Annotated in this window: 22 protein-coding genes; 3 read left to right on the forward strand and 19 right to left on the reverse strand. The window is 56.8% G+C overall.

The window, feature by feature from the left end; translation table 11 throughout:
- Positions 1 to 19: 19 nt before the first annotated feature.
- Genes argB through HW561_RS19365 form a run of 3 tightly spaced genes read left to right on the forward strand, consistent with a single transcriptional unit; the run spans position 20 to position 2095 of the window.
- The gene (gene argB / locus HW561_RS19355) at positions 20 to 883 is read left to right on the forward strand and encodes an acetylglutamate kinase (RefSeq protein WP_176867020.1); all 864 of its coding nucleotides are present in this window, start codon (positions 20 to 22) and stop codon (positions 881 to 883) included.
- Between the two features lie 22 nt (positions 884 to 905).
- Positions 906 to 1601: a ferredoxin gene (locus tag HW561_RS19360; RefSeq protein ID WP_211198701.1), complete on the forward strand. Its 696-nt coding sequence runs from the start codon at positions 906 to 908 to the stop codon at positions 1599 to 1601.
- The gene (locus HW561_RS19365) at positions 1598 to 2095 is read left to right on the forward strand and encodes a SixA phosphatase family protein (RefSeq protein WP_176867021.1); all 498 of its coding nucleotides are present in this window, start codon (positions 1598 to 1600) and stop codon (positions 2093 to 2095) included. Before HW561_RS19360 ends, HW561_RS19365 begins: the two co-directional genes overlap by 4 nt.
- A 45-nt stretch (positions 2096 to 2140) precedes the next feature.
- On the opposite strand, the gene HW561_RS19370 is transcribed toward HW561_RS19365, so the two are convergent.
- From HW561_RS19370 to HW561_RS19460, 19 genes are all read right to left on the reverse strand, one after another.
- The gene (locus HW561_RS19370; protein ID WP_328803308.1) at positions 2141 to 2932 is read right to left on the reverse strand and encodes an amino acid ABC transporter ATP-binding protein; all 792 of its coding nucleotides are present in this window, start codon (positions 2930 to 2932) and stop codon (positions 2141 to 2143) included.
- Between the two features lie 12 nt (positions 2933 to 2944).
- The gene (locus HW561_RS19375; RefSeq protein ID WP_176867022.1) at positions 2945 to 4249 is read right to left on the reverse strand and encodes an amino acid ABC transporter permease; all 1305 of its coding nucleotides are present in this window, start codon (positions 4247 to 4249) and stop codon (positions 2945 to 2947) included.
- A gap of 1 nt (position 4250) precedes the next feature.
- Complete coding sequence (locus HW561_RS19380; protein WP_176867023.1) at positions 4251 to 5519, reverse strand: amino acid ABC transporter permease; 1269 nt, start codon at positions 5517 to 5519, stop codon at positions 4251 to 4253.
- Positions 5520 to 5646: 127 nt separating this feature from the next.
- Positions 5647 to 6663, reverse strand: coding sequence for an amino acid ABC transporter substrate-binding protein (locus HW561_RS19385; protein ID WP_176867024.1), 1017 nt, complete (start codon positions 6661 to 6663; stop codon positions 5647 to 5649).
- A 209-nt stretch (positions 6664 to 6872) separates the two neighbouring features.
- The gene (locus HW561_RS19390) at positions 6873 to 7580 is read right to left on the reverse strand and encodes an ATP12 family chaperone protein (protein ID WP_176867025.1); all 708 of its coding nucleotides are present in this window, start codon (positions 7578 to 7580) and stop codon (positions 6873 to 6875) included.
- A gap of 4 nt (positions 7581 to 7584) precedes the next feature.
- The gene (locus HW561_RS19395) at positions 7585 to 8256 is read right to left on the reverse strand and encodes an HAD-IA family hydrolase (RefSeq protein ID WP_176867026.1); all 672 of its coding nucleotides are present in this window, start codon (positions 8254 to 8256) and stop codon (positions 7585 to 7587) included.
- A complete protein-coding gene (locus HW561_RS19400) occupies positions 8253 to 9296 on the reverse strand; it encodes an RluA family pseudouridine synthase (RefSeq protein ID WP_176867027.1) in 1044 nt (347 codons plus the stop codon). Before HW561_RS19400 ends, HW561_RS19395 begins: the two co-directional genes overlap by 4 nt.
- 236 nt (positions 9297 to 9532) lie before the next feature.
- Positions 9533 to 10843 carry a replication-associated recombination protein A gene (locus HW561_RS19405; protein ID WP_176867028.1) on the reverse strand — a complete coding sequence of 437 codons (1311 nt, stop codon included), beginning with the start codon at positions 10841 to 10843 and terminating at the stop codon, positions 9533 to 9535.
- Between the two features lie 3 nt (positions 10844 to 10846).
- Positions 10847 to 12232, reverse strand: coding sequence for a trypsin-like peptidase domain-containing protein (locus tag HW561_RS19410; protein ID WP_176867029.1), 1386 nt, complete (start codon positions 12230 to 12232; stop codon positions 10847 to 10849).
- A 279-nt stretch (positions 12233 to 12511) separates the two neighbouring features.
- Positions 12512 to 12937: a 50S ribosomal protein L17 gene (rplQ, locus tag HW561_RS19415; protein WP_176867030.1), complete on the reverse strand. Its 426-nt coding sequence runs from the start codon at positions 12935 to 12937 to the stop codon at positions 12512 to 12514.
- 117 nt (positions 12938 to 13054) lie between these two features.
- A complete protein-coding gene (locus HW561_RS19420; RefSeq protein WP_120633992.1) occupies positions 13055 to 14071 on the reverse strand; it encodes a DNA-directed RNA polymerase subunit alpha in 1017 nt (338 codons plus the stop codon).
- Between the two features lie 116 nt (positions 14072 to 14187).
- Positions 14188 to 14577: a 30S ribosomal protein S11 gene (rpsK, locus tag HW561_RS19425; RefSeq protein WP_037311698.1), complete on the reverse strand. Its 390-nt coding sequence runs from the start codon at positions 14575 to 14577 to the stop codon at positions 14188 to 14190.
- A gap of 14 nt (positions 14578 to 14591) precedes the next feature.
- The gene (gene rpsM / locus HW561_RS19430) at positions 14592 to 14960 is read right to left on the reverse strand and encodes a 30S ribosomal protein S13 (protein WP_176867031.1); all 369 of its coding nucleotides are present in this window, start codon (positions 14958 to 14960) and stop codon (positions 14592 to 14594) included.
- A gap of 201 nt (positions 14961 to 15161) precedes the next feature.
- Positions 15162 to 15806 (reverse strand): adenylate kinase, encoded by a 645-nt coding sequence (locus HW561_RS19435; RefSeq protein WP_176867032.1) that lies wholly within the window; start codon positions 15804 to 15806, stop codon positions 15162 to 15164.
- The gene (secY, locus tag HW561_RS19440) at positions 15803 to 17167 is read right to left on the reverse strand and encodes a preprotein translocase subunit SecY (protein ID WP_176867033.1); all 1365 of its coding nucleotides are present in this window, start codon (positions 17165 to 17167) and stop codon (positions 15803 to 15805) included. Before secY ends, HW561_RS19435 begins: the two co-directional genes overlap by 4 nt.
- A gap of 109 nt (positions 17168 to 17276) precedes the next feature.
- Positions 17277 to 17750: a 50S ribosomal protein L15 gene (rplO, locus tag HW561_RS19445; protein WP_176867034.1), complete on the reverse strand. Its 474-nt coding sequence runs from the start codon at positions 17748 to 17750 to the stop codon at positions 17277 to 17279.
- 146 nt (positions 17751 to 17896) lie between these two features.
- On the reverse strand, positions 17897 to 18754 hold the full coding sequence (locus HW561_RS19450) for a hypothetical protein (RefSeq protein WP_328803309.1): 858 nt from the start codon (positions 18752 to 18754) through the stop codon (positions 17897 to 17899).
- Positions 18755 to 18937: 183 nt separating this feature from the next.
- Positions 18938 to 19153: a DUF1127 domain-containing protein gene (locus tag HW561_RS19455; protein ID WP_176867035.1), complete on the reverse strand. Its 216-nt coding sequence runs from the start codon at positions 19151 to 19153 to the stop codon at positions 18938 to 18940.
- A gap of 215 nt (positions 19154 to 19368) precedes the next feature.
- Positions 19369 to 19908, reverse strand: coding sequence for a hypothetical protein (locus HW561_RS19460; protein ID WP_176867036.1), 540 nt, complete (start codon positions 19906 to 19908; stop codon positions 19369 to 19371).
- Between the last annotated feature and the right edge of the window lie 83 nt (positions 19909 to 19991).

Genomic DNA, 19991 nt, shown 5'->3' on the forward strand with positions numbered 1-19991 from the left:
CGCCAGAGGGATCTAAGGCATGAAGGCACAAGATATGAACCGGGATTGGATCGCAACCGCCGCCACTCTGAACAGCGCGTTGCCGTATCTACAACGCTATGATGGCGCCGTTGTCGTCATCAAGCTGGGTGGGCATGCCATGGGCAGTGACGAAGCGATGGAAAGCTTTGCACGCGACGTGGTTCTGATGCGCCAGGTTGGCGTGAACCCTGTGGTTGTTCATGGCGGTGGGCCGATGATCAACGCGATGCTGGACAAGCTGGATATTCAATCCGAATTTGTGAACGGCAAGCGCGTAACCGACAAGGCAACGGTCGAAGTGGTCGAAATGGTGCTGTCCGGCCTCGTCAACAAACGCATTGTGCAGGCGATCAACGCACAAGGCGGGATGGCTGTCGGGTTGTCCGGCAAAGATGCGCATCTGATGGTTTGCGAGCAGACCGATTCCTCGTTGGGCTTTGTCGGCAGCCCATCCGAGATGAACCCAAAAATCCTGAACGATCTGTTCTCGCATGACGTGATCCCCGTGATCGCTCCGCTGGGCGCAGGCGCAAATGGTGAAACCTTTAACGTCAATGGCGATACCGCCGCCGGTGCAATCGCCTCGGCGTTGAAAGCGGATCGACTGCTGCTGCTGACGGACGTCTCTGGCGTAAAAAATGCCGCCGGTGATGTTGTGACCGAATTGAAGGCAGGCCAGATCCGCGAGATGACCAGCGAAGGTACAATCGCGGGCGGAATGATTCCAAAGACGGAAACCGCTCTGGACGCTTTGCACAGCGGTGTGCGGGCTGTTGTCATTCTGGACGGGCGCGCACCAAATGCGGTACTTCTGGAATTGTTCACCGAACATGGCGCCGGGTCTCTGATCCGGCCAGACTGACCAAGCAAACAGCGGAGGCGGCATGACAGTACAACCTGAACCTGCCTCTGAAGCTACGGAACCTGTGCTTTTTGCCCGAGTCGAGAAGGCCACGCAAGAGGCAGGCTTGATCATCATGGGGGCGCTGCATCCCCGCCTCTCTCAGGCCAAACAACTTGAGAATGGCACCTTGGTCTTGCTGGGCACCGCCGGTGCATTCTGGCCCGCCCTAAAAGCCTCTCCCGAGTGGTTGGACCATCAGCGGGACCCAATCGACAGATGGTCTTCGCGGGTTATCGGGCAAATGGCCCAGGATTTTGGGGCGCAGGCATACTTTCCTTTTGGCGGTCCCCCTTACACGCCGTTCATAGATTGGGCGCTGAAGTCTGGACGCACCTTCAGCAGCCCCATTGGCGCCTTGGTTCATGATGCGGTAGGAATGCTAACTTCGTTCAGGGGTGCGCTGCACTTTGTAGACGAATTCGACATACCTCAGGCGGCAGAGCAATCTCCCTGTGTCACCTGCCCTGCCCCGTGTACATTGGCTTGCCCGGTTGGAGCGTTGAATGCAGACAGTTTTTACGACGTGGATGCCTGCCACAGCCACCTGAACTCGGTCGCAGGACAAAGTTGCATGACGGGTGGGTGCGCGGCACGATTGGCCTGCCCACTCAGCGAGGGCGCAGGGCGGCTTGCCGAACAATCGGCACATCATATGAAAGCGTTTCACCCGTCATGACCCGCACTCTGATCCTGACCCGTCACGCGAAATCCAGTTGGGATGACCCGCTTCTGAACGATCATGATCGACCACTGAGCAAACGTGGACGCAAATCAGCCCCGGCAGTCGGCGCGTGGCTAAAGAAAAACAATTGGCTGCCTGATGAGGTCATCAGTTCCACATCCGCCCGGACTCGCGAGACATGGCAAAGAATGGGGTTACAGGCTACAATAGTTGGCTTCACGCGCGATCTGTATCTGGCTGGGGCTCACGAGGTGCTGACCGCTCTGTCCGGCGCATCTGGGCAAACTGTAATGATGTTGGGGCATAATCCCGGGATCGCAGGATTTGCTACGCAGATCGTTCGGCAGCGTCCGGACCATGAGAGGTTCCCTGACTACCCCACCGGCGCAACTACGATTATCCGGTTCGAAATCGACAATTGGGCGGACATAGTCTGGCACAGCGGCGACGTTCTGGGCTTTGCCATTCCACGCGAGCTGCTGGAATAGAAAAGGCGGGAAAACCCCGCCTTCTCTTGTGATTCAGGATTTGGATCAGTGTCCCAGAATCTGGCTGAGGAACAACTTGGTCCGTTCGCTTTGCGGGTTGTTGAAGAACTCTTCCGGTTCGTTCTGCTCCACGATCTGACCGGCATCCATAAAGATCACCCGGTTCGCCACCTGACGGGCAAAACCCATCTCGTGGGTCACGCAGAGCATGGTCATGCCCTCTTCGGCCAGCTCGATCATGGTATCGAGCACCTCTTTGATCATCTCAGGGTCCAATGCCGATGTAGGTTCGTCGAACAACATGATCCGCGGGCGCATACACAGCGAGCGGGCAATCGCCACACGCTGCTGCTGACCACCAGACAACTGACCCGGATATTTCAGCGCCTGCTCGGGGATTTTCACCTTCTCAAGGAAGTGCATCGCCGTTTCTTCAGCCTCTTTCCGGGGCGTTTTACGGACCCAGATCGGTGCCAGCGTGCAGTTTTCCAGAATGGTCAGGTGCGGGAACAGGTTGAAGTGCTGAAACACCATCCCAACCTCGGACCGGATCTTGTCGATGTTCTTGAGGTCATTCGACAACTCGGTTCCATCCACCATGATCGTGCCCTGCTGGTGTTCTTCCAGCGCGTTCAGGCAACGGATCAGGGTAGATTTGCCCGAGCCCGATGGGCCCGCGATCACGATCCGCTCGCCTTGATTGACGGTCAGATTGATGTCGCGCAGCACGTGGAAAGCGCCGTACCACTTGTTCATTCCGTTGATTTCGATGGCGACTTCGTCGCTCACCTGCATCTTGGAGCGGTCGATTTCGCGTTCAATAGCAAGTTCAGACATATGTTGAACTCCTTAATGATGGCCAGTCTGAAGCTTGCGCTCCAGATACATGGAATAACGGGACATGGAAAAGCAGACGACGAAGAACAGCGCGCCAATGAAGGCGAACAGTTCCCAGTAGATGCCATTCCACGCGGTATCGGCGCGGATCGCGTTGGCTAGGCCAAGCACGTCGAACAGCCCGATGATCGACACCAGAACCGTATCCTTGAAGATCCCGATGAATGTGCTCACGATGCCCGGAATTGAGATTTTCAGGGCTTGCGGCATGATGATCAATCGCTGGGCCTGCCAGTAGTTCAGCCCCAGACTGTCGGCACCTTCGTACTGACCCCGTGGCAGGGCAGCCAGGCCACCGCGGATCACTTCGGCCATATAGGCGGCCGAGAACAGGGTCATCATGATCATCACCCGCAGGATGATGTCAAAGTTGGTACCGGGTGGCAGGAACAGGTTCAGCAGCAGCGACGCCACAAACAATAGGGTGATCAGCGGCACGCCACGGATGAACTCGATAAAGCCCACGCACATGTATTTGACGATCAGCAAGTCGGACTGGCGGCCCAGCGCCAAAACGATGCCGATTGGCAGGGATACACCGATGGCCACAACGCCCAGCAGGATCGCCAGCATGAAGCCACCGAACTGACGGCTTTGCACCGCTTCGATTCCAATCGGCAGGATCGAGTCCATGACGCCTACGAAGTAGCTCGACAGTATCAGCCACCAGATCACCGCGGCCACTGCGGCACCTATCATCCCGATCAATTCGCTCAGTTGCTTGTTGAGAAGGTTGTAGACAAACCAGCCAAGGACAAACCCGATCGCTGCCGACATCGGCCCCCAAATGGTACCACCCCACATCAGGAACGGCATCAGGAACGGGTAGATCCCCGTGATGATCAGCATCTTGGTCGGCACACGATCCGAATACAGAACCGGCGCCAGCGCAACCAGCAACAGAACAAGCGACAGAATCGGGCGCCAGTACAAATGGCTTGGATAGAAGCCGAACAGCAGCTGCAGCCAGCGGTCGTTGATGACGGCCCAGCAAGCATGACCATGGGTAGAACCCCAGGTGGCCATCATGATCTCACGACACTCTGTCAGTGAATTGGCGTTCCAAACGGATTGGAACGTCCACGGCAGCACACCCGACAGAACATAGTAAACCGCATAAAGCGAGATCACGGTCAGGATCGAGTTGAACCAGCCTGAGAACAGATTGTGCCGAACCCAGCCGATCAATCCGACTTCGGAAGCTGGCGGAGCTTGTTCCGGCAACATCTCTGTGCGGACAAATGAAACATCACTCATATTACCGCTCCACCAGTTTGACACGATTGTTGTACCAGTTCATCACACCCGAGATACTGAGACTGATGCTTAGGTAGACCAGCATCAGCAGAAGAACGCATTCCAGTTCGCGACCGGTCTGGTTCATGGTGATGCCACCCAAAGTCCCGGTGATGTCCATGTATCCCACGGCAATCGCCAGCGACGAGTTCTTGGTCAGGTTCAGATAATTCGAGATCATCGGCGGAATAATCACCCGCAGCGCCTGCGGCAAGATGACCAGCCGCATGGTACGACCCGGACGCAAACCCAATGCCGACGCGGCCTCGGTCTGACCCTTGGAGATCGCCATAATACCGGCTCGCACAATTTCAGCGATGAAAGCGGCAGTATACAAGGACAAGGCAAGCCAAAGCGCAATCAACGAGTTGCGCATATGAGTACCACCCTTGAAGTTGAACCCTGTCAGTTCCGGGTACCCCAAGTGACAGCCCAAAGCAGTCAAAAGGATTACCATCGGGGCAAACAGAATACCCAACTGAATGTACCAGATGGTCGGACGATCACCGGTCGACTCTTGTTTGGCAGCCGCGAATGCCGAAACCTTACGCATGGCAAAGATGCTACCCGCCAGTACGATCAGAACGGCGACCAGATCCAACGATATATCGAAACGCAGGCTTGAGGTGCCAAACAGATGGATGTCACCCAGGCTGCGCGAGAACAGAAAATCAGGAACATAGACGCCCCGGTTTGTAATCGCGACAGAATCGAACAACTTCATCGTCGCTTCGGGCTCGTCGCCCCGGAAGGCTCTCGGCGCTGGCAGGCTTTCGATCAGAATGGCCATGGCCAGAACGATCCAGAGCAACACCGGAACGTTACGGAACATCTCGACGTAAACTGTCATGACCCGCGCAACCAACCAGTTTTTGGACAGGCGCAGAACACCGACAAGAACGCCGATGATCGTGGCTGTGATACAGCCCAGAACTGCCACAACCAGCGTGTTCAGCAGGCCGATAAAGGCGGCGCGCAGATGGCTATCGCGCGAGTTGTATTCTAGCAGGCGCTGGTTGATGTCGTAGCTTGCCGCTTCGCCGAAAAAGCCAAACTCGACCGGCTTGCCCAGCGCCTCAAGGTTCTGAATTGTATTCGAAATGATCCAGGCTGCCAGAAGCATGAAACCGATCAGTGCGATGACTTGAATGGTCGCAGATCGGTACCGCGTATCGTAAAGGAGCATGGACAGCCGGAAGTGCTCCTTCGGCGGGTCAGTAAGAGTCGTCATGACCTATGTATATCCCCGTGACATCCCGTATTTCAGGCAGAGTTGATCTCGGCTCAATCTATACGGGCGTGTTTCTTATTGATCGAAAAAGGGCGCAGGTTGCCCTGCGCCCTTTTCCATTTATGTCTTAGCGGAACGGCGGCGAGTACAGCAGACCACCATCGGTCCACTGGGCGTTCAGGCCGCGTGCCAGACCAATCGGGGTTTCTTCACCGATGTTTTTGGCAAACACTTCGCCATAGTTACCACCCGCTTTGATCGCGTTTGCTGCCCAGTTGGCGTCCAGACCCAGCATTTCGCCCAGCGTACCTTCGGTACCCAGCAGACGGTTCACTTCCGGGTTGTCTGTACCAGCGCTCAGCTCGTCGATATTGGCCGACGTTACGCCCAGCTCTTCAGCCGAAACCAGTGCGTTCAAAGTCCAGCGGACAACATCGCCCCACTCGTGATCGCCGTGACGGACCAGCGGGCCCAGCGGCTCTTTCGAGATGATTTCGGGCAGCAGGACGTGCTCATCGGGATTTTCGAACGTGGCGCGGGTTGCGGCCAGGCCCGATGCGTCGGTGGTGTAAACGTCACAGGCACCTGCAAGGTACTGCTGTTGCGCTTCGGCGTTGGTTTCGATCGGAACCGGCTCGTAGCTGATATTGTTGGCACGGAAGAAATCGGCCAAGTTCAGCTCGGTGGTGGTGCCGGTCTGGATGCAGACGGTTGCGCCGTCCAGTTCCTTGGCCGAGCTGACGCCCAGTGCCTTGGGAACCATGAAACCCTGACCGTCATAGTAGTTGACGCCGATGAATTCGAACTTCAGGTCAACGTCGCGGCTGAAGGTCCAGGTGGTGTTACGGGCCAGCATGTCGATTTCGCCTGAGGCCAGAGCGGTGAAGCGGGTTTTGCCAGTGGTCGGCACGAACTCGACCGCGCTCGCGTCGCCCAGTACGGCTGCGGCAACGGCACGGCACAGTGAAACGTCAAAGCCTTGCCATTCCCCATTTGCGTCGGGCGCTGCAAAGCCGACCAGACCGGTGGTCACACCGCAGTTCAGCGTACCGCGCGCCTTGACGTCGTCCACAGTTCCCGCCACAGCTGCACTAGCGGCCAGACCGGCAACTGTTGCCGCGCCCAAGATTACGGATTTTTTCATTTTTACCTCTTCCTGATTTTCCGTCCCTCTCCAGAGACGGTTCTATCCGGCACCTTTGGCACCAGAAAGGTTACCCCAAAGGTGTCTCCCCTTTAGTGGGCATGAGTTTGGTCGCATTCATAAACAAACGTCAAGGGTAGGATCAGCGAAAACGATGGGTCAACCCCATAGGTTTTTGCACATATTCGCTATTTTCAGGCCACGAAGGATCAAACAGATAGATCAAAGAAGCTCTTTGCGTGCAAAAACGCCGTTTTCTTAATTTCGGCGGCCTCATGGGCTTCGTCGTCATGACCCCACTGTTCGGTCTGCCAGATTTCATCCAGTCTCGAAATGCGCCATATCTCGTCTGGTTTGCGCCAATTCATGGCAGCCGCAAACCCGAGAATCAAAGACCCGGACAGGCTGACCAAGTCGTGGAAAGCCGCCAGCTGGAACGCATCCAACGCGTGTACGCGTCGGCTCAACTCGGCCAAGGCCGCATCCGGTTGCGGCTGATGCAACACACCAGCGACCGGCACAAGCCGCGCCGACAGAGCAGTCGCAGCCCAATCCAATACGGGATCCCATTCGGCTGATTGGCGATCCTGCAGTTCTTTCGGGTGTGTAGCCCGGTAACACAGCAGATCTGAATCTCCGTAACCGGCCAGCATGTCGGCTACTTCGCGATGTTGAACCCGCACTTTGTCGATTGCCGCATTGGCCGAACGGGTAAAGGGCATGGAGACTGGATCGACCTGCTTTTTCTGTGCGTGCCATTCCGCGGCAACCGCTTCGGCCATGGCGCGGGTCGGTACAATCAGTGCAGCCTTGGCTGGGGTTTTCACACGGCGACCATCCAGTTCGACCGTGCAGCCTGCATCGGTTTCGACCACGGCGCATTCAGTCCAAAAGCGTTTCGGTTTCCAGTCGCTCATGTCTTTAGTTCCAGATATTGGCCAGTGCGGCAGGCAACTGGTCAAACGTTTCAATCACACATGCGGCCGAAGTCAGAACGGAACGGTCGTGGTACCCCCAGGACACACCTATCCCGGCAACCCCGGCAGCCGCAGCCATGTCCATGTCATAACTCGTGTCGCCTATCATCACCGCATGTGTCTCGTGCACCCCGGTTTCCGTCAGCGCGGTCTGAACCATGGACGGATGCGGTTTCGACGGATGATGATCCGCGACCTGACGGGTCACAAAATATCGCTCTAGCCCATGCGCCTCGATCAACGCATCCAGACCACGCTGCGACTTCCCTGTGGCCACGCCCAAAAGAACTTCGGGAACCCCATGCAAGGCTTCGATGGCCTCCAACGCGCCGGGATAGAGCGGAGAACTGGCCGCGCCATTTTCAAGATGATGGGCATTGTAGGCTTGTTTGTATCCCTCCACCAGATCGGCCTGAACCGAACCAGATTGATCCGGTGCTAGCCGTGCAAGCGCAATCGGCAGAGACAGTCCCACGATTGACAGGATCGCCTCGCGCCCCGGTACCGGCAGCAAAGCCGCCTGAAAACTGGCGGTCATCGCCTGGATAATACTGCCCTGGCTGTCGACCAGCGTCCCATCGACATCGAACAGAACCAACCGCAGGGGTGCGGTCATTGCAGTGCCTCGAACGGATCATCCGTTGCCAGATCTTCAGTCCAGCCGAAGGTGTCCCAGCTGTGTTTCATATGCTCTGGCAACGGTGCAATCACGGTGATCGGCTTGCGGGTTATCGGATGCTGAAAGGACAGGCGCCGCGCGTGCAGGTGCAGTTTCTTGCTGATGATCCCACCCAGTTGTGCGCCCCATCCATCGCCCAGATTCTCCTGACCCGAGCCGCCGTACTTTCCGTCGCCGATGATCGGATGCCCGATGGCAGCCATGTGCGCGCGCAATTGATGCGTGCGCCCGGTGATTGGTTCCATCGCGACCCATGCTGCCCGACCGGCCACACGATATAGCGTAGCATAGAGCGTGTGAGCACGTTTGGCCCCCGGTGTGCTGCCCATGTCAGCCAAATGCACAGGGAGCATCTTTTCCCCCTCGCCCTGTTTGCCATGCCCCGACGCCTTGACCAGACCCGTTTTGATTTCACCCAGATAAGGCGTGGGCACACCCGCGACCAACGCCCAATAGATCTTGCGCGTGTCATGGTGACGGAAAGCAGCCGTCAATCCCTTGGCCGCTTCACGTGTGCGGGCCATCAGCAGAACGCCGGATGTATCCTTGTCCAGACGATGCACCAGCCGCGGATTCTCATCATAGCCGAACCGCAAAGCTTCGGACAGGCTGTCCACATGGCGCGTTTGACCGCTACCGCCCTGCACCGGCAGACCATGGGGTTTGTCGAGCGCCAGAATATGATCGTCACGGTAGATCACACAGGACTGGATCATCTTGGCGTCGGCGTCCGAAACCCGCGGCTTTACCTCAGCAGGTCTGCTATCCGCATGCGGCAGAGGCGGTACGCGGACCATCTGACCAACCTCGAGCCGTGTCGAAGCTTTGGCCCGGCTGCCATCAACGCGCAACTCGCCCTTACGGCACATCTTTTCAATGCGACCCTGGCTGACATGTGGGAACAGACGACGCAACCAGCGATCCACACGCTGGTCGCCGTCACCCTCTGCGACCGGAATCATCTGCACGCCACTCATGCCATTACCCCTTGCACCGTGCGACTGTCCCGCCCGAATTGCACCTTTGCCAGTATCCTAGAAAACTATCGTGTCTGTCGCGCGCACAGCGCCAAGAGTCAAGGTGTGCGACATCTCCGGTGTCCTCAAATGAAACCCATGAGGTTTCTTGAGCTGTTCTCTCTGCCCCGGGGGAAATCGCTGGTGCCTCGCCTGTCGTCGGTTACACGGCGACACAGGTATCTGACCTTGCGCACCTAGCCGTTTCGCTGTGTGCGCAGCTTGGCGAAGTAGTCCAGGCGCTTTTTCAACTCACGCTCAAACCCCCGTTCGACAGGCTGATACAAAACCGGCCGCTGCATGGTCTCCGGAAAATAGTTCTGTCCGGAAAATCCGTCTTCGGCATCATGGTCATAGGCATAGCCTGAACCATAACCCTGATCCTTCATCAACGACGTTGGCGCATTCAGGATATGTTTCGGGGGCGGTTCGCTGCCTGACTGCTTAGCCAGCTTCATCGCCGCTTTGTAGCCCACATAAGCCCCGTTGGACTTCGGCGCCAACGCCAGATAGACAAGCGCCTGCGCCAAAGCCAGTTCACCCTCGGGCGAGCCCAACCGTTCATAGGTCTCCCACGATTGCAGGCAAATTGCTTGCGCCTGTGGGTCGGCCAGCCCAATATCCTCAACCGCCATGCGCGTAATTCGACGCGCCAGAAACCGAGGATCCTCGCCGCCCGTCAGCATCCGTGCAAACCAATAGAGCGCTGCATCCGGGTCCGAGCCACGGACAGATTTGTGCAGCGCCGAAATCAGGTTGTAATGCTCATCACCGGATTTGTCATACTTTGCCGCGCGGCGCATCAACCGCGTAGACAACGCATCAGTGTCAAGAGGCACGTCAACTTTCCACGCCGCAACCTGCTCGATCAGGTTCAGCAGCGCACGCCCATCCCCGTCGGCCATTTCATGCAGGGCATCACGTGCAGTCGGCGCCAATGGCAAGGCGCGGCCAATCTCTTTCTCTGCGCGCTGGGTTAACCTTTCCAGATCACTCAGGCTCAATCGTTCAAGCACCAATACCTGCGACCGGCTGAGAACCGCGGCATTCAGTTCAAACGAAGGGTTTTCAGTCGTCGCGCCCACAAGAAGGATGGTGCCGTCTTCCATATGCGGCAGGAACCCATCCTGCTGGGCCTTGTTGAAACGATGGATCTCGTCCACGAACAGCAAGGTGCCCTGCCCGTTCTGACGACGGATCTTTGCGGCCTCGAACACCTTCTTCAGGTCAGGCACGCCAGTAAAAATAGCGCTGATCTGAACAAATTTCAGATCGGTTTCTTGTGCAAGCAGACGAGCAATCGTCGTTTTGCCAACACCCGGCGGCCCCCAGAAAATCAGGCTGGACAGGCTGCCCGACGCCAGCATGACGCCCAGCGGAGCATCCGGACCCAGAACCTGTTCCTGCCCGATAACTTCAGCCAAGGTTTGCGGTCGCAACCTGTCGGCCAGCGGGCGGTGCGGGGCCATTGCAGGCTCGGATGCGCCGGTATCGAACAGATCACTCACGGGTTACAGCCGGAACCGTAGAGACAGGGATTGCCCGCCGCGCAACACATCCATCTGCACCCGGCCTCCCGGATCGATCAGGGCGTTTTTCACATCACTGGGGTTCTGCACCTCTGTGCCATTAATATTGCGCAAAACATCCCCCACCCGCAAACCTGCACGTCCTCCGTAAGGCCCGGGATCAACCACGACAACGCCGGTTTGCGACAGCAACAGCCCCAGACGGGTGATCACGGCCGGATTGATCCGCGATATGGTCAGACCCGGGACAACGGTGCTTTCGTCCAGAGTGGTTTCCTCTGCCAGCGGGGTTTCAGGGGCTTTGATCAAGGCGACCTCGACCTCTGCGCTCTCTTCACCTCTGAGCCGCGTCAAGACTGAAGTGCCACCAACTCCGGCGACGGACATGCGGAACTTCATTTCTGCGGGCGAGTTGACTTCGTCCCCGTCCACATGTGTCACGACATCGCCAACCTCGAGGCCAGCCTCAGCCAGCGGGCTCAGATCGTGCAGGTCGGAAATCACTACGCCGAGTGGGATAACCAACCCAAGAGACTCGGCTATGTCGGCACTCATGTGTTGACCAGCCATTCCTGCCCAGGGGCTGACAAAGTGATCGTTTCCTGACTTTGCCTGTCGCAGGAATTCGGCGACCAGATTGGCCGGTATCGCAAACCCGATCCCGTTCGATCCTCCCGAGCGGGTCAGGATCGAGGTGTTGATCCCGATCAGATCGCCATTCACGTCGATCAGCGCGCCTCCGGAATTACCGGGGTTGATCGCGGCATCAGTTTGGATGAAGTATCCCCGCGCATTGCCCGTCGCCGTACCTGTCCGCGCAAGACCCGAGATTATGCCCGACGACACCGTCTGCCCCACGCCAAACGGGTTGCCAATAGCCAGTGTCAACTCGCCCACTTCGACATGATCAGAATCTCGCAAGCTCAGGTATGGCAGATCATCAGCGTCCTCCAGCCGGAGTATTGCAATATCGCTTTCCTCACTCCCCAGAATGACCTTGGCGGAAAACTCCCGCCGATCGGTTGTGACAACGCGGATTTCAGTTGCCGTACCAACCACGTGGTAGTTGGACACGACATAGCCATCGCCCGACAGGATCACACCGGACCCCAGTGAGTTTTGAATCCGCGGTTGGGGCTTTCCAAAACTTCCACCAAAGAAATCCTGGAAGAACGGGTCCGAGAAAAACGGATTCACTCGGCCCTGACGGACGATCTTGGCATAGATATTCACAACTGCAGGGGCTGCCTGTTTCACGACAGGCGCAAATCCCAGCGAAATTTCAGACGGCGATTGCGGTACACGGGTTTCACTGGCGCCCTGTGTGGCGACAGAAAACAGCATAACGGTCAGAATTGCGCGTATCATAAGGGCTCCGTTCGGGGTTGGCCAAGGATATGCGAAGCTCAGCCCGGGAATGCAAGAGAGCGCCCGCGCCTCGCGATGACCTCAGCCACCAGAGCATTGATCACAACGGTGATCGCAGATGCAACAGTGAAAGCCTACAAAAAGAGCGCCCCGCACATGGGCGCATAGGCCCAGCACTTTTACGTAACCGACAACGGGCAAAGCTCAGCAGGCTATAAAGACAAAAAAACCTCCGCCCGAGCCCGAGCGGAGGTTTCAAAAAGGCCAGGTGGCCAATTCTTATTCTGCGTCGTCTGCCGCTTCTTCAACAGCAACGCGGGCTTTGTCAGCCGCGCCCTTGGCGTCCAGATCACGATCAACAAATTCGATGATCGCCATCGGGGCCATGTCGCCATACCGGAAGCCGGCTTTCATGATACGGATGTAACCGCCCTGACGCTCCGCGTAGCGGGGGCCCAGAACCTCGAACAGCTTGGCGACGTCTTTGTCTTCTTTCAACTGCGATGCAGCCTGACGACGGGCGTGCAGGTCGCCGCGTTTGCCCAACGTGATCAGTTTTTCAACGATCGGGCGCAGTTCTTTTGCCTTGGGCAGAGTTGTTTTGATCTGCTCATGTTCGATGAGCGAGCCAGCCATGTTCGCAAACAGAGCCTTACGGTGCTCATGAGTACGGTTCAGGCGGCGATAACCACGTGCGTGACGCATTTTCTAGTTCCTTCTTCAGCTTTTGCTTTGTCTGTCCGGCGATGCGGGTCACCGGCTCTCCTTGGGGCGGAATTGCCCATATAGTCCCCGGCAGCCCGGGCATTGGGGAAGACGCGTTTAAAACGCGTCTTCGAATTTCTTTGCCAGATCTTCGATGTTGTCGGGCGGCCAATCCTCGACATCCATGCCGAGGTGCAGACCCATACCGGACAGCACTTCTTTGATCTCGTTCAGCGACTTGCGGCCGAAGTTCGGGGTGCGCAGCATCTCGGCTTCGGTCTTCTGGATCAGATCGCCAATGTAAACGATGTTGTCGTTCTTCAAGCAGTTTGCCGAACGGACCGACAGTTCCAACTCGTCCACTTTCTTCAGCAGTAGCGGGTTGAACTCCAGACCATCGTCTTCGTCCTGGCGGCCAGCCGATTCCGGCTCGTCAAAGTTGACGAAGATCGACAGCTGATCCTGCAGAATGCGCGCAGCGAAAGCCAGTGCATCCTCAGGCGTGATCGAACCATCGGTGTCGATCTTCAGGGTCAGCTTGTCATAGTCCAGAACCTGGCCTTCACGGGTCGGCTGAACGTCATAGGCAACCTTTTTGACCGGCGAATAGATCGCGTCGATCGGGATCAGGCCGATGGGTGCATCTTCGGGCTTGTTCTTCTCAGCCGAGACATACCCTTTGCCGGTGTTGACGGTCAGTTCCATGAACAGATCGGCACCATCATCCAGGTGGCAGATGACGTGATCACGGTTCAGAACCTCGATACCAGCGCTTTCGCTGATGTCGCCTGCGGTGACAACTGCGGGGCCTTTGGCATTGATCGACAGGCGCTTGGGACCTTCGACTTCCATGCGCAGGGCAACCTGCTTGAGGTTCAGGATGATGTCAGTGACGTCTTCACGAACGCCCGCGACAGACGAGAACTCGTGCAGGACGTTGTCGATCTGAACGCTGGTGATTGCCGCGCCTTGCAGCGAGCTCATCAAAACGCGACGCAGGGCGTTGCCCAGAGTCAGACCAAAACCACGCTCCAGCGGTTCTGCGACCAGAGTTGCCTGACGTGCGGGATCGTTGCCCGGCTTACCATCCAGCTGGGTCGGCTTGATCAATTCTGCCCAATTCTTATGGATCATGTAATCCCTCCATTCCTGTCTGCGCCCCATGACCAATCAGGTGCAGACGCCCGAGGTTTCAAAACGGCGAACCGGGGCCGTGCAAAAACACAGCCCCAGCTCAGTAATAATATCGCTTAGACGCGGCGGCGCTTCGGCGGGCGGCAGCCATTGTGAGCAATCGGCGTCACGTCACGGATCGACGTGATGTTGAAGCCCACTGCAGCCAGCGCGCGCAGTGCCGATTCACGACCCGAACCGGGGCCCTGAACTTCGACTTCCAGTGTCTTGACGCCGTGATCCTGCGCTTTCTTGCCTGCGTCTTCCGCAGCCATCTGAGCAGCATACGGAGTAGATTTACGCGACCCTTTGAACCCCATGGTTCCTGCCGACGACCATGCAATGGCGTTGCCCTGCACGTCCGAGATCAGGATCTTGGTGTTGTTGAAAGTCGAATTCACATGGGCGACGCCCGATGCGATATTCTTGCGCTCTTTTTTCTTGGTACGAGTCTTTTCGCGTGCCATCGGTCAGACCCTCCTTATTTCTTCTTGCCAGCAATGGCCTTTGCGGGGCCTTTGCGGGTACGAGCGTTGGTGTGGGTACGCTGACCGCGAACGGGCAGGTTACGGCGATGGCGCAGACCGCGATAGCAGCCCAGATCCATCAGGCGCTTGACGTTCATCTGAACTTCGCGACGCAGGTCACCTTCAACGGTGAAGTTTGCGTCGATATGTTCGCGGATGGCCAGAACTTCGGAATCCGACAGTTCATTGACGCGACGGGTCGCGTCGATGCCCACGGCTTCGCAGATCGCCTGCGCCGAGGTGTTGCCGATACCGGTGATATATGTGAGGGCGATTGGAACCCGCTTTGCAGTCGGGATGTTTACGCCGGCAATACGTGCCACGTGTCACTTTCCTTTTCGTTGCGGTTCCGTAGCTCCGGAACCTTTTTTCACAACACTTGATCTTGGCAGTGACGCCAGAGGATCCAGCATTTGTACGAGGTGGTCGGGGCAAACAGAACGAATCCCGTCTGCGATCTTGATTCCCCAAAGGGATGGGGGTCGATATGGGCTTTTGGCTACGCCGTCAAGCCCATTTCATATTTAGCCCAGAACCGCCTCGATCGATGCTGTTACTTCGCTGATGTCTGCCAGCCCGTTAACCGGGCGCAGATCGCCTTTGGCATAGTAATACCCAATCAGCGGCGAGGTCTTTTTGTAGTATTCCATCAAGCGCGTGCGCAGGCTGTCTTCGTTATCGTCGGCGCGTCGAGTGAACTCTTTCTGCTCACCACAATTGGTGCAGCGGCCATCGGCTGGGATCGGCTTGGTCTTGTCATTGTAGACCTCACCACAGCCCGAACAGGTCGAGCGTGCGGTGATCCGATCCACCAGCGCGTCATCGTCCACACGCATTTCGATCACCGTGTGCAGTGACTGGCCCAGTTTAGCCAGCAGGGCTGCTAGCGCATCGGCCTGTGCCAGTGTGCGGGGAAAGCCGTCAAAGATAAAACCAGCGCCCGTTTCGGTGGTCAGTTTCTCTTCAATCAGGCCAATCACGATCTCATCAGTAACCAGTTTGCCCGCATCCATGATGGCGGCAACCTTCTTGCCCATGTCTGTGCCCGAAGTCTTGGCTTCGCGCAGCATGTCTCCGGTGCTCAGTTGCACCATGCCGCGGGTTTCAACCAGGTAACGCGCTTGCGTGCCTTTGCCTGCCCCCGGGGGGCCAAGAAGAATGATATTCATCTACGAGAAGGTCCCTTTCTGGTACGTTTCTTCCCCTTACCACGCAACTGGGACTTTTCGATAAGGCCTTCGTATTGATGCGCCAGCAGATGGCTCTGAACTTGCTGGATCGTGTCCATGGTCACTGAGACGATAATCAGAACCGAGGTGCCACCGAAATAGAACGGAATGGCGAACTGACCGCGCAGAATTTCCGGCAGCAGACATACAGCGGCCAGATAGGCCGACCCCAGAACCAGCACGCGGTTAACCACGTATTCCAGATATTCGGCTGTTTTCTTGCCTGGACGAATACCCGGCACAAAACCATTCTGCTTTTTCAGGTTGTCCGCCACATCGTCCGGTTTGAACGAAACATTGAACGTGTAGAAATAGGCAAAGAACACGATCATCGACGCGAAGAACAGCAGGTAAAGCGGCTGACCGGGACCGAAGTTGGCCAGCAACCATGACATGATCGGACCATTGGCGGCCCCCGACGAGAAGGTCGAGATGGTCACCGGAAGCAACAGCAGCGAGCTTGCAAAGATCGCCGGGATCACACCTGCCGGGTTAACCTTGACGGGCAGATGGCTGGAACCGCCTTCGTAGATTTTCATGCCAGCCTGACGACGCGGGTACTGAATATGGATCTTGCGCAGAGCACGCTCCATGAACACCACGAAGGTGATGACCGCGATGACCATAACAATCACGCCAACAATCACGGCCGGGCTGATTGCGCCTGAACGGCCCGAAGCAAAGAACTGCGCCAGAGCAGCTGGAACTTCGGCAATGATACCAACGAAGATGATCAAAGAGATACCGTTGCCGATGCCGCGCGCGGTGATCTGTTCACCCAGCCACATCAAAAACATGGTACCGCCGACCAGAGTGATCATGGTCGACATGCGGAAATAGAGACCGGGATCGGTCGCCAGATCGCCAGATTCCAGCGAAACAGCCAGACCATAGGCCTGAACTGTGGCCAGCGCCACGGTGCCGAAACGGGTATACTGGTTGATCTTCTTGCGCCCCTGCTCGCCCTCTTTCTTGAGCTGTTCGAGCGCGGGAACCATCGAGGTCAGCAGCTGAATGATGATCGAGGCCGAGATATAGGGCATGATACCAAGGGCAAAGATGCCCATCCGCCCCAGCGCCCCGCCGGTGAACATCGAAACCATGCCGCCGATGCCCTGCCCCGCCTGCTCCATGAAGTCGCGCAAGGCTGCACCGTCGATCCCCGGCACCGGAATAAAAGTGCCCAGACGATAGACGATCAGCAAACCTAGCGTGAACAGGATGCGGTTGCGCAGATCGGTGGCCTTGCCAAGGGCAGCCCAGCTTGTGTTGGCTGCCATTTGTTCTGCTGCTGATACCATAAATCGGTCTCTCTTATGAAAACGCCGCCCTGAACCGTTTTCCGGCTCGGACGGCGTCTTGGAAAACTCTGAGGTCTATGTAAGCGGGTCTTGGCCCGCTCACAAGCGCTTACTCTGCCGCAGCAGCTTTTGTGACCGTCAGTGAACCGCCCGCTTTTTCAACTGCCTCAACAGCAGCTTTCGAAGCTCCGGTCACTTCCAGATTCACCTTCGCGCTGATTTCGCCCTTGGCCAGAACGCGGATGCCGTCCAGCTTGCGGCGCACCAGACCGGATGCGATCAGCGCATCTTCGGTGATCGCAGCCTTGGCGTCCAGTTTGCCGGCATCAACGAACTTCTGGATCAGGCCCAGATTGATAACAGCAAATGCCTTGCGGTTCGGCTTGTTGAACCCACGCTTGGGCAGGCGCTGGTACAACGGCATCTGGCCACCTTCGTAGCCGTTGATAGCCACACCCGAACGGGATTTCTGCCCTTTGATACCACGGCCACCCATTTTACCTTTGCCGGAACCGGGGCCGCGGCCAACGCGGGTCCGTTTCGGTGTGGCGCCTGGATTGTCGCGCAATTCATTCAGTTTCATTTCGCTTCTCCTTAGCCGGATATGACCCCCGAAGCGTGATGGGTCAAACGCGGCATTTCTTGGTTTTGATTCTTACGGGCAAAAAGCCACCGCAGGCGTATAGGCCCGTTGCATTCATTTGACAAGCCCACAGACTATGGCCGAGGTCAGTCCCCGGCTTCTTTGGCGTCGTCTGTCTCTGACGCCTCAAGCGAAAGAGGCGCTGCATGCGGGTCGATACCATGTTTCGATACAAGTCGACCGATCAAGCTGTCCGGATCGGGGATACCGTTAAACCGATTCCCTATGAAGGCCCGCATCCGACGTCCATAAAAATGGATCGAAACCGTATCATCTTTGATATACGGCTGAACATTCGCGTTGGGCCGTGCCATGGCCCGACGGCGCGTGTAGCTGATTGGGTAGAAAATATGCTCGGGCAGAGCGTACTTGATTTCACCTGTCTGGTGCAGAGCCCAAGCGAAAGCCTGAGGCCCCCAAACACCCCAGATCGTCTCTGGCACGTTCTGCCGGTTTCCCGCCTCTTGCGCCTCCAACAGAAGTGCTTTGTGTCGTGCTGGCAGCCAAGGTGGGATCAGAAAAGGGTCTTCGGTATATTCAATTAGCAATCCCAGCGTCTCACAATCCGACGGCAGACCCAGAACACCAATAGCGACCTCTGACTGGAGGTACCCGTAATAATGCCCGTTGGGTGTCGTAAACGGTTTGATGCAATATGCATCTGTATCCGCCCAGATCAGACCCGTCTCTTGTGCCAGCATTCTGTACCGGAATTTGTCAGAATGCGGCGCCGGACTTCCCGTGCGGTCATGGGTGACAAATTCGGTGTCTGGCAAAACCTCTCGTGCATCGCGCTGTTCCACACCATCAGGAATGTTAGTGACGTTGCCATAGGTGTACAACCGCACGGCCTGCCCCACATCCAGGTAGGATTTGATGCAAAGCTGCTCGAGAAAACTCAGCGGTCCATCGACCCAGAGCATACCGATCTGATACTCACGCACGATTTCCAGCCCTTCCCGCCTTTGGCAGCGACCGTCTTAGGCCAATAGTCAGCACTTGACTCAAAACAGGCGATTTCGCAACGGGCCGTGCGAAAAATAGGACAACCTGTGGCACGTCAGCAAAGTCGAAAAACAAAAAAGGCGCCAAATGGCGCCTTTGGGTGGGTGATCGCTTTAATCGACTTACGAACAGTATGCGTGCTCGCGCGCGAGGTCCGCAATGTCGCAGCGGCGGATGCCGATGTCGTCCAGTTCACGAGTACTCAGACGCTGAAGCTCGGTGTATGTGCGGTTGTATTCGCTCGCCCGGGCGCGGTTTTCTTTCACGCGCTCGATCAGGTTCGCAATGCGGGCGCTCAGGTTGAAGCCGCCTTGTGTCAGCGTTGCTGTATGTGCCATGTCATAATTCCTTTCTCAGATCGGGGCGAATTCCCCGACGTTTCCTTGTTTGTTCCTTTTGGGGACAAGGTTCAGATAGGCAGCCCTGATACCGCGAACAATCGACATTTTAGACTGGCCGATATGCAGTATCCGAATATCACGACAATTGAAAAACGCTCCCGGGTGATCCCGGAGGCGCCGATGTCAGTCCCGAGAGGCTGACAATCGCTGCATCAGGCGAACAGGAACAAATCTTCGGTTAGCTCCGGCAGGCTGTCATCGGGATTGTACAGCTCGATGTCATTGTTACCAAATTCCAGGTAGATGCTGGTGCCATCGTCACGGACATTGTCGTCACTGTTATTAAGAACACCGTCGCCGTTGGATTCCAGATCGGCAAACGAGATATTCGCAGCAGACAGGTCAATCTGATCTTCGGCGGTAAGATCGCCGACAAATGTGAGGTTGTTGTTGCTGAAAAAAAACTCGCTGCTGAAGACAAAAGTGTCTGCTCCGGAGCCGCTGAACACCTGGTTAACGCCAGTGCCTGCGTCGATCACATCATCGCCACCACCCGCATCCACAATGTCGTTTCCGGAGCCTGTGTTGATGACATCGTCGCTCGCAAAGAAGCTGCGGACCAAATCGTTGCCAGCGCCGGTATTGATCTCGGAGAATTCGAATTCGAACACATTCAGACGGTCATTACCATCGGTTCCGTTGATAATTGCGGGACCTTCGGACTGCGGGAAGAAAGAACTTGAAGAGGGCATGATATCCTCATCGGTTTAGGGGGTGTGTGTCCTGCTTTTGGACATCCGATATTTGGCGCGGATTATTCGCCCGCTCAAATCAA

Source organism: Ruegeria haliotis (assembly GCF_013377785.1).
GTDB classification, from domain to species: domain Bacteria; phylum Pseudomonadota; class Alphaproteobacteria; order Rhodobacterales; family Rhodobacteraceae; genus Ruegeria; species Ruegeria haliotis.

Excerpts from the sequence above, each read along its gene's own strand:
- argB (WP_176867020.1), top strand. The coding sequence starts at position 20 with ATGAAGGCACAAGATATGAACCGGGATTGGATCGCAACCGCCGCCACT.
- HW561_RS19360 (WP_211198701.1), top strand. The coding sequence starts at position 906 with ATGACAGTACAACCTGAACCTGCCTCTGAAGCTACGGAACCTGTGCTT.
- HW561_RS19365 (WP_176867021.1), top strand. The coding sequence starts at position 1,598 with ATGACCCGCACTCTGATCCTGACCCGTCACGCGAAATCCAGTTGGGAT.
- HW561_RS19370 (WP_328803308.1), bottom strand. The coding sequence starts at position 2,932 with ATGTCTGAACTTGCTATTGAACGCGAAATCGACCGCTCCAAGATGCAG.
- HW561_RS19375 (WP_176867022.1), bottom strand. The coding sequence starts at position 4,249 with ATGAGTGATGTTTCATTTGTCCGCACAGAGATGTTGCCGGAACAAGCT.
- HW561_RS19380 (WP_176867023.1), bottom strand. The coding sequence starts at position 5,519 with ATGACGACTCTTACTGACCCGCCGAAGGAGCACTTCCGGCTGTCCATG.
- HW561_RS19385 (WP_176867024.1), bottom strand. The coding sequence starts at position 6,663 with ATGAAAAAATCCGTAATCTTGGGCGCGGCAACAGTTGCCGGTCTGGCC.
- HW561_RS19390 (WP_176867025.1), bottom strand. The coding sequence starts at position 7,580 with ATGAGCGACTGGAAACCGAAACGCTTTTGGACTGAATGCGCCGTGGTC.
- HW561_RS19395 (WP_176867026.1), bottom strand. The coding sequence starts at position 8,256 with ATGACCGCACCCCTGCGGTTGGTTCTGTTCGATGTCGATGGGACGCTG.
- HW561_RS19400 (WP_176867027.1), bottom strand. The coding sequence starts at position 9,296 with ATGAGTGGCGTGCAGATGATTCCGGTCGCAGAGGGTGACGGCGACCAG.
- HW561_RS19410 (WP_176867029.1), bottom strand. The coding sequence starts at position 12,232 with ATGATACGCGCAATTCTGACCGTTATGCTGTTTTCTGTCGCCACACAG.
- rplQ (WP_176867030.1), bottom strand. The coding sequence starts at position 12,937 with ATGCGTCACGCACGTGGTTATCGCCGCCTGAACCGTACTCATGAGCAC.
- HW561_RS19420 (WP_120633992.1), bottom strand. The coding sequence starts at position 14,071 with ATGATCCATAAGAATTGGGCAGAATTGATCAAGCCGACCCAGCTGGAT.
- rpsK (WP_037311698.1), bottom strand. The coding sequence starts at position 14,577 with ATGGCACGCGAAAAGACTCGTACCAAGAAAAAAGAGCGCAAGAATATC.
- HW561_RS19435 (WP_176867032.1), bottom strand. The coding sequence starts at position 15,806 with ATGAATATCATTCTTCTTGGCCCCCCGGGGGCAGGCAAAGGCACGCAA.
- secY (WP_176867033.1), bottom strand. The coding sequence starts at position 17,167 with ATGGTATCAGCAGCAGAACAAATGGCAGCCAACACAAGCTGGGCTGCC.
- rplO (WP_176867034.1), bottom strand. The coding sequence starts at position 17,750 with ATGAAACTGAATGAATTGCGCGACAATCCAGGCGCCACACCGAAACGG.
- HW561_RS19455 (WP_176867035.1), bottom strand. The coding sequence starts at position 19,153 with ATGGCACATACAGCAACGCTGACACAAGGCGGCTTCAACCTGAGCGCC.
- HW561_RS19460 (WP_176867036.1), bottom strand. The coding sequence starts at position 19,908 with ATGCCCTCTTCAAGTTCTTTCTTCCCGCAGTCCGAAGGTCCCGCAATT.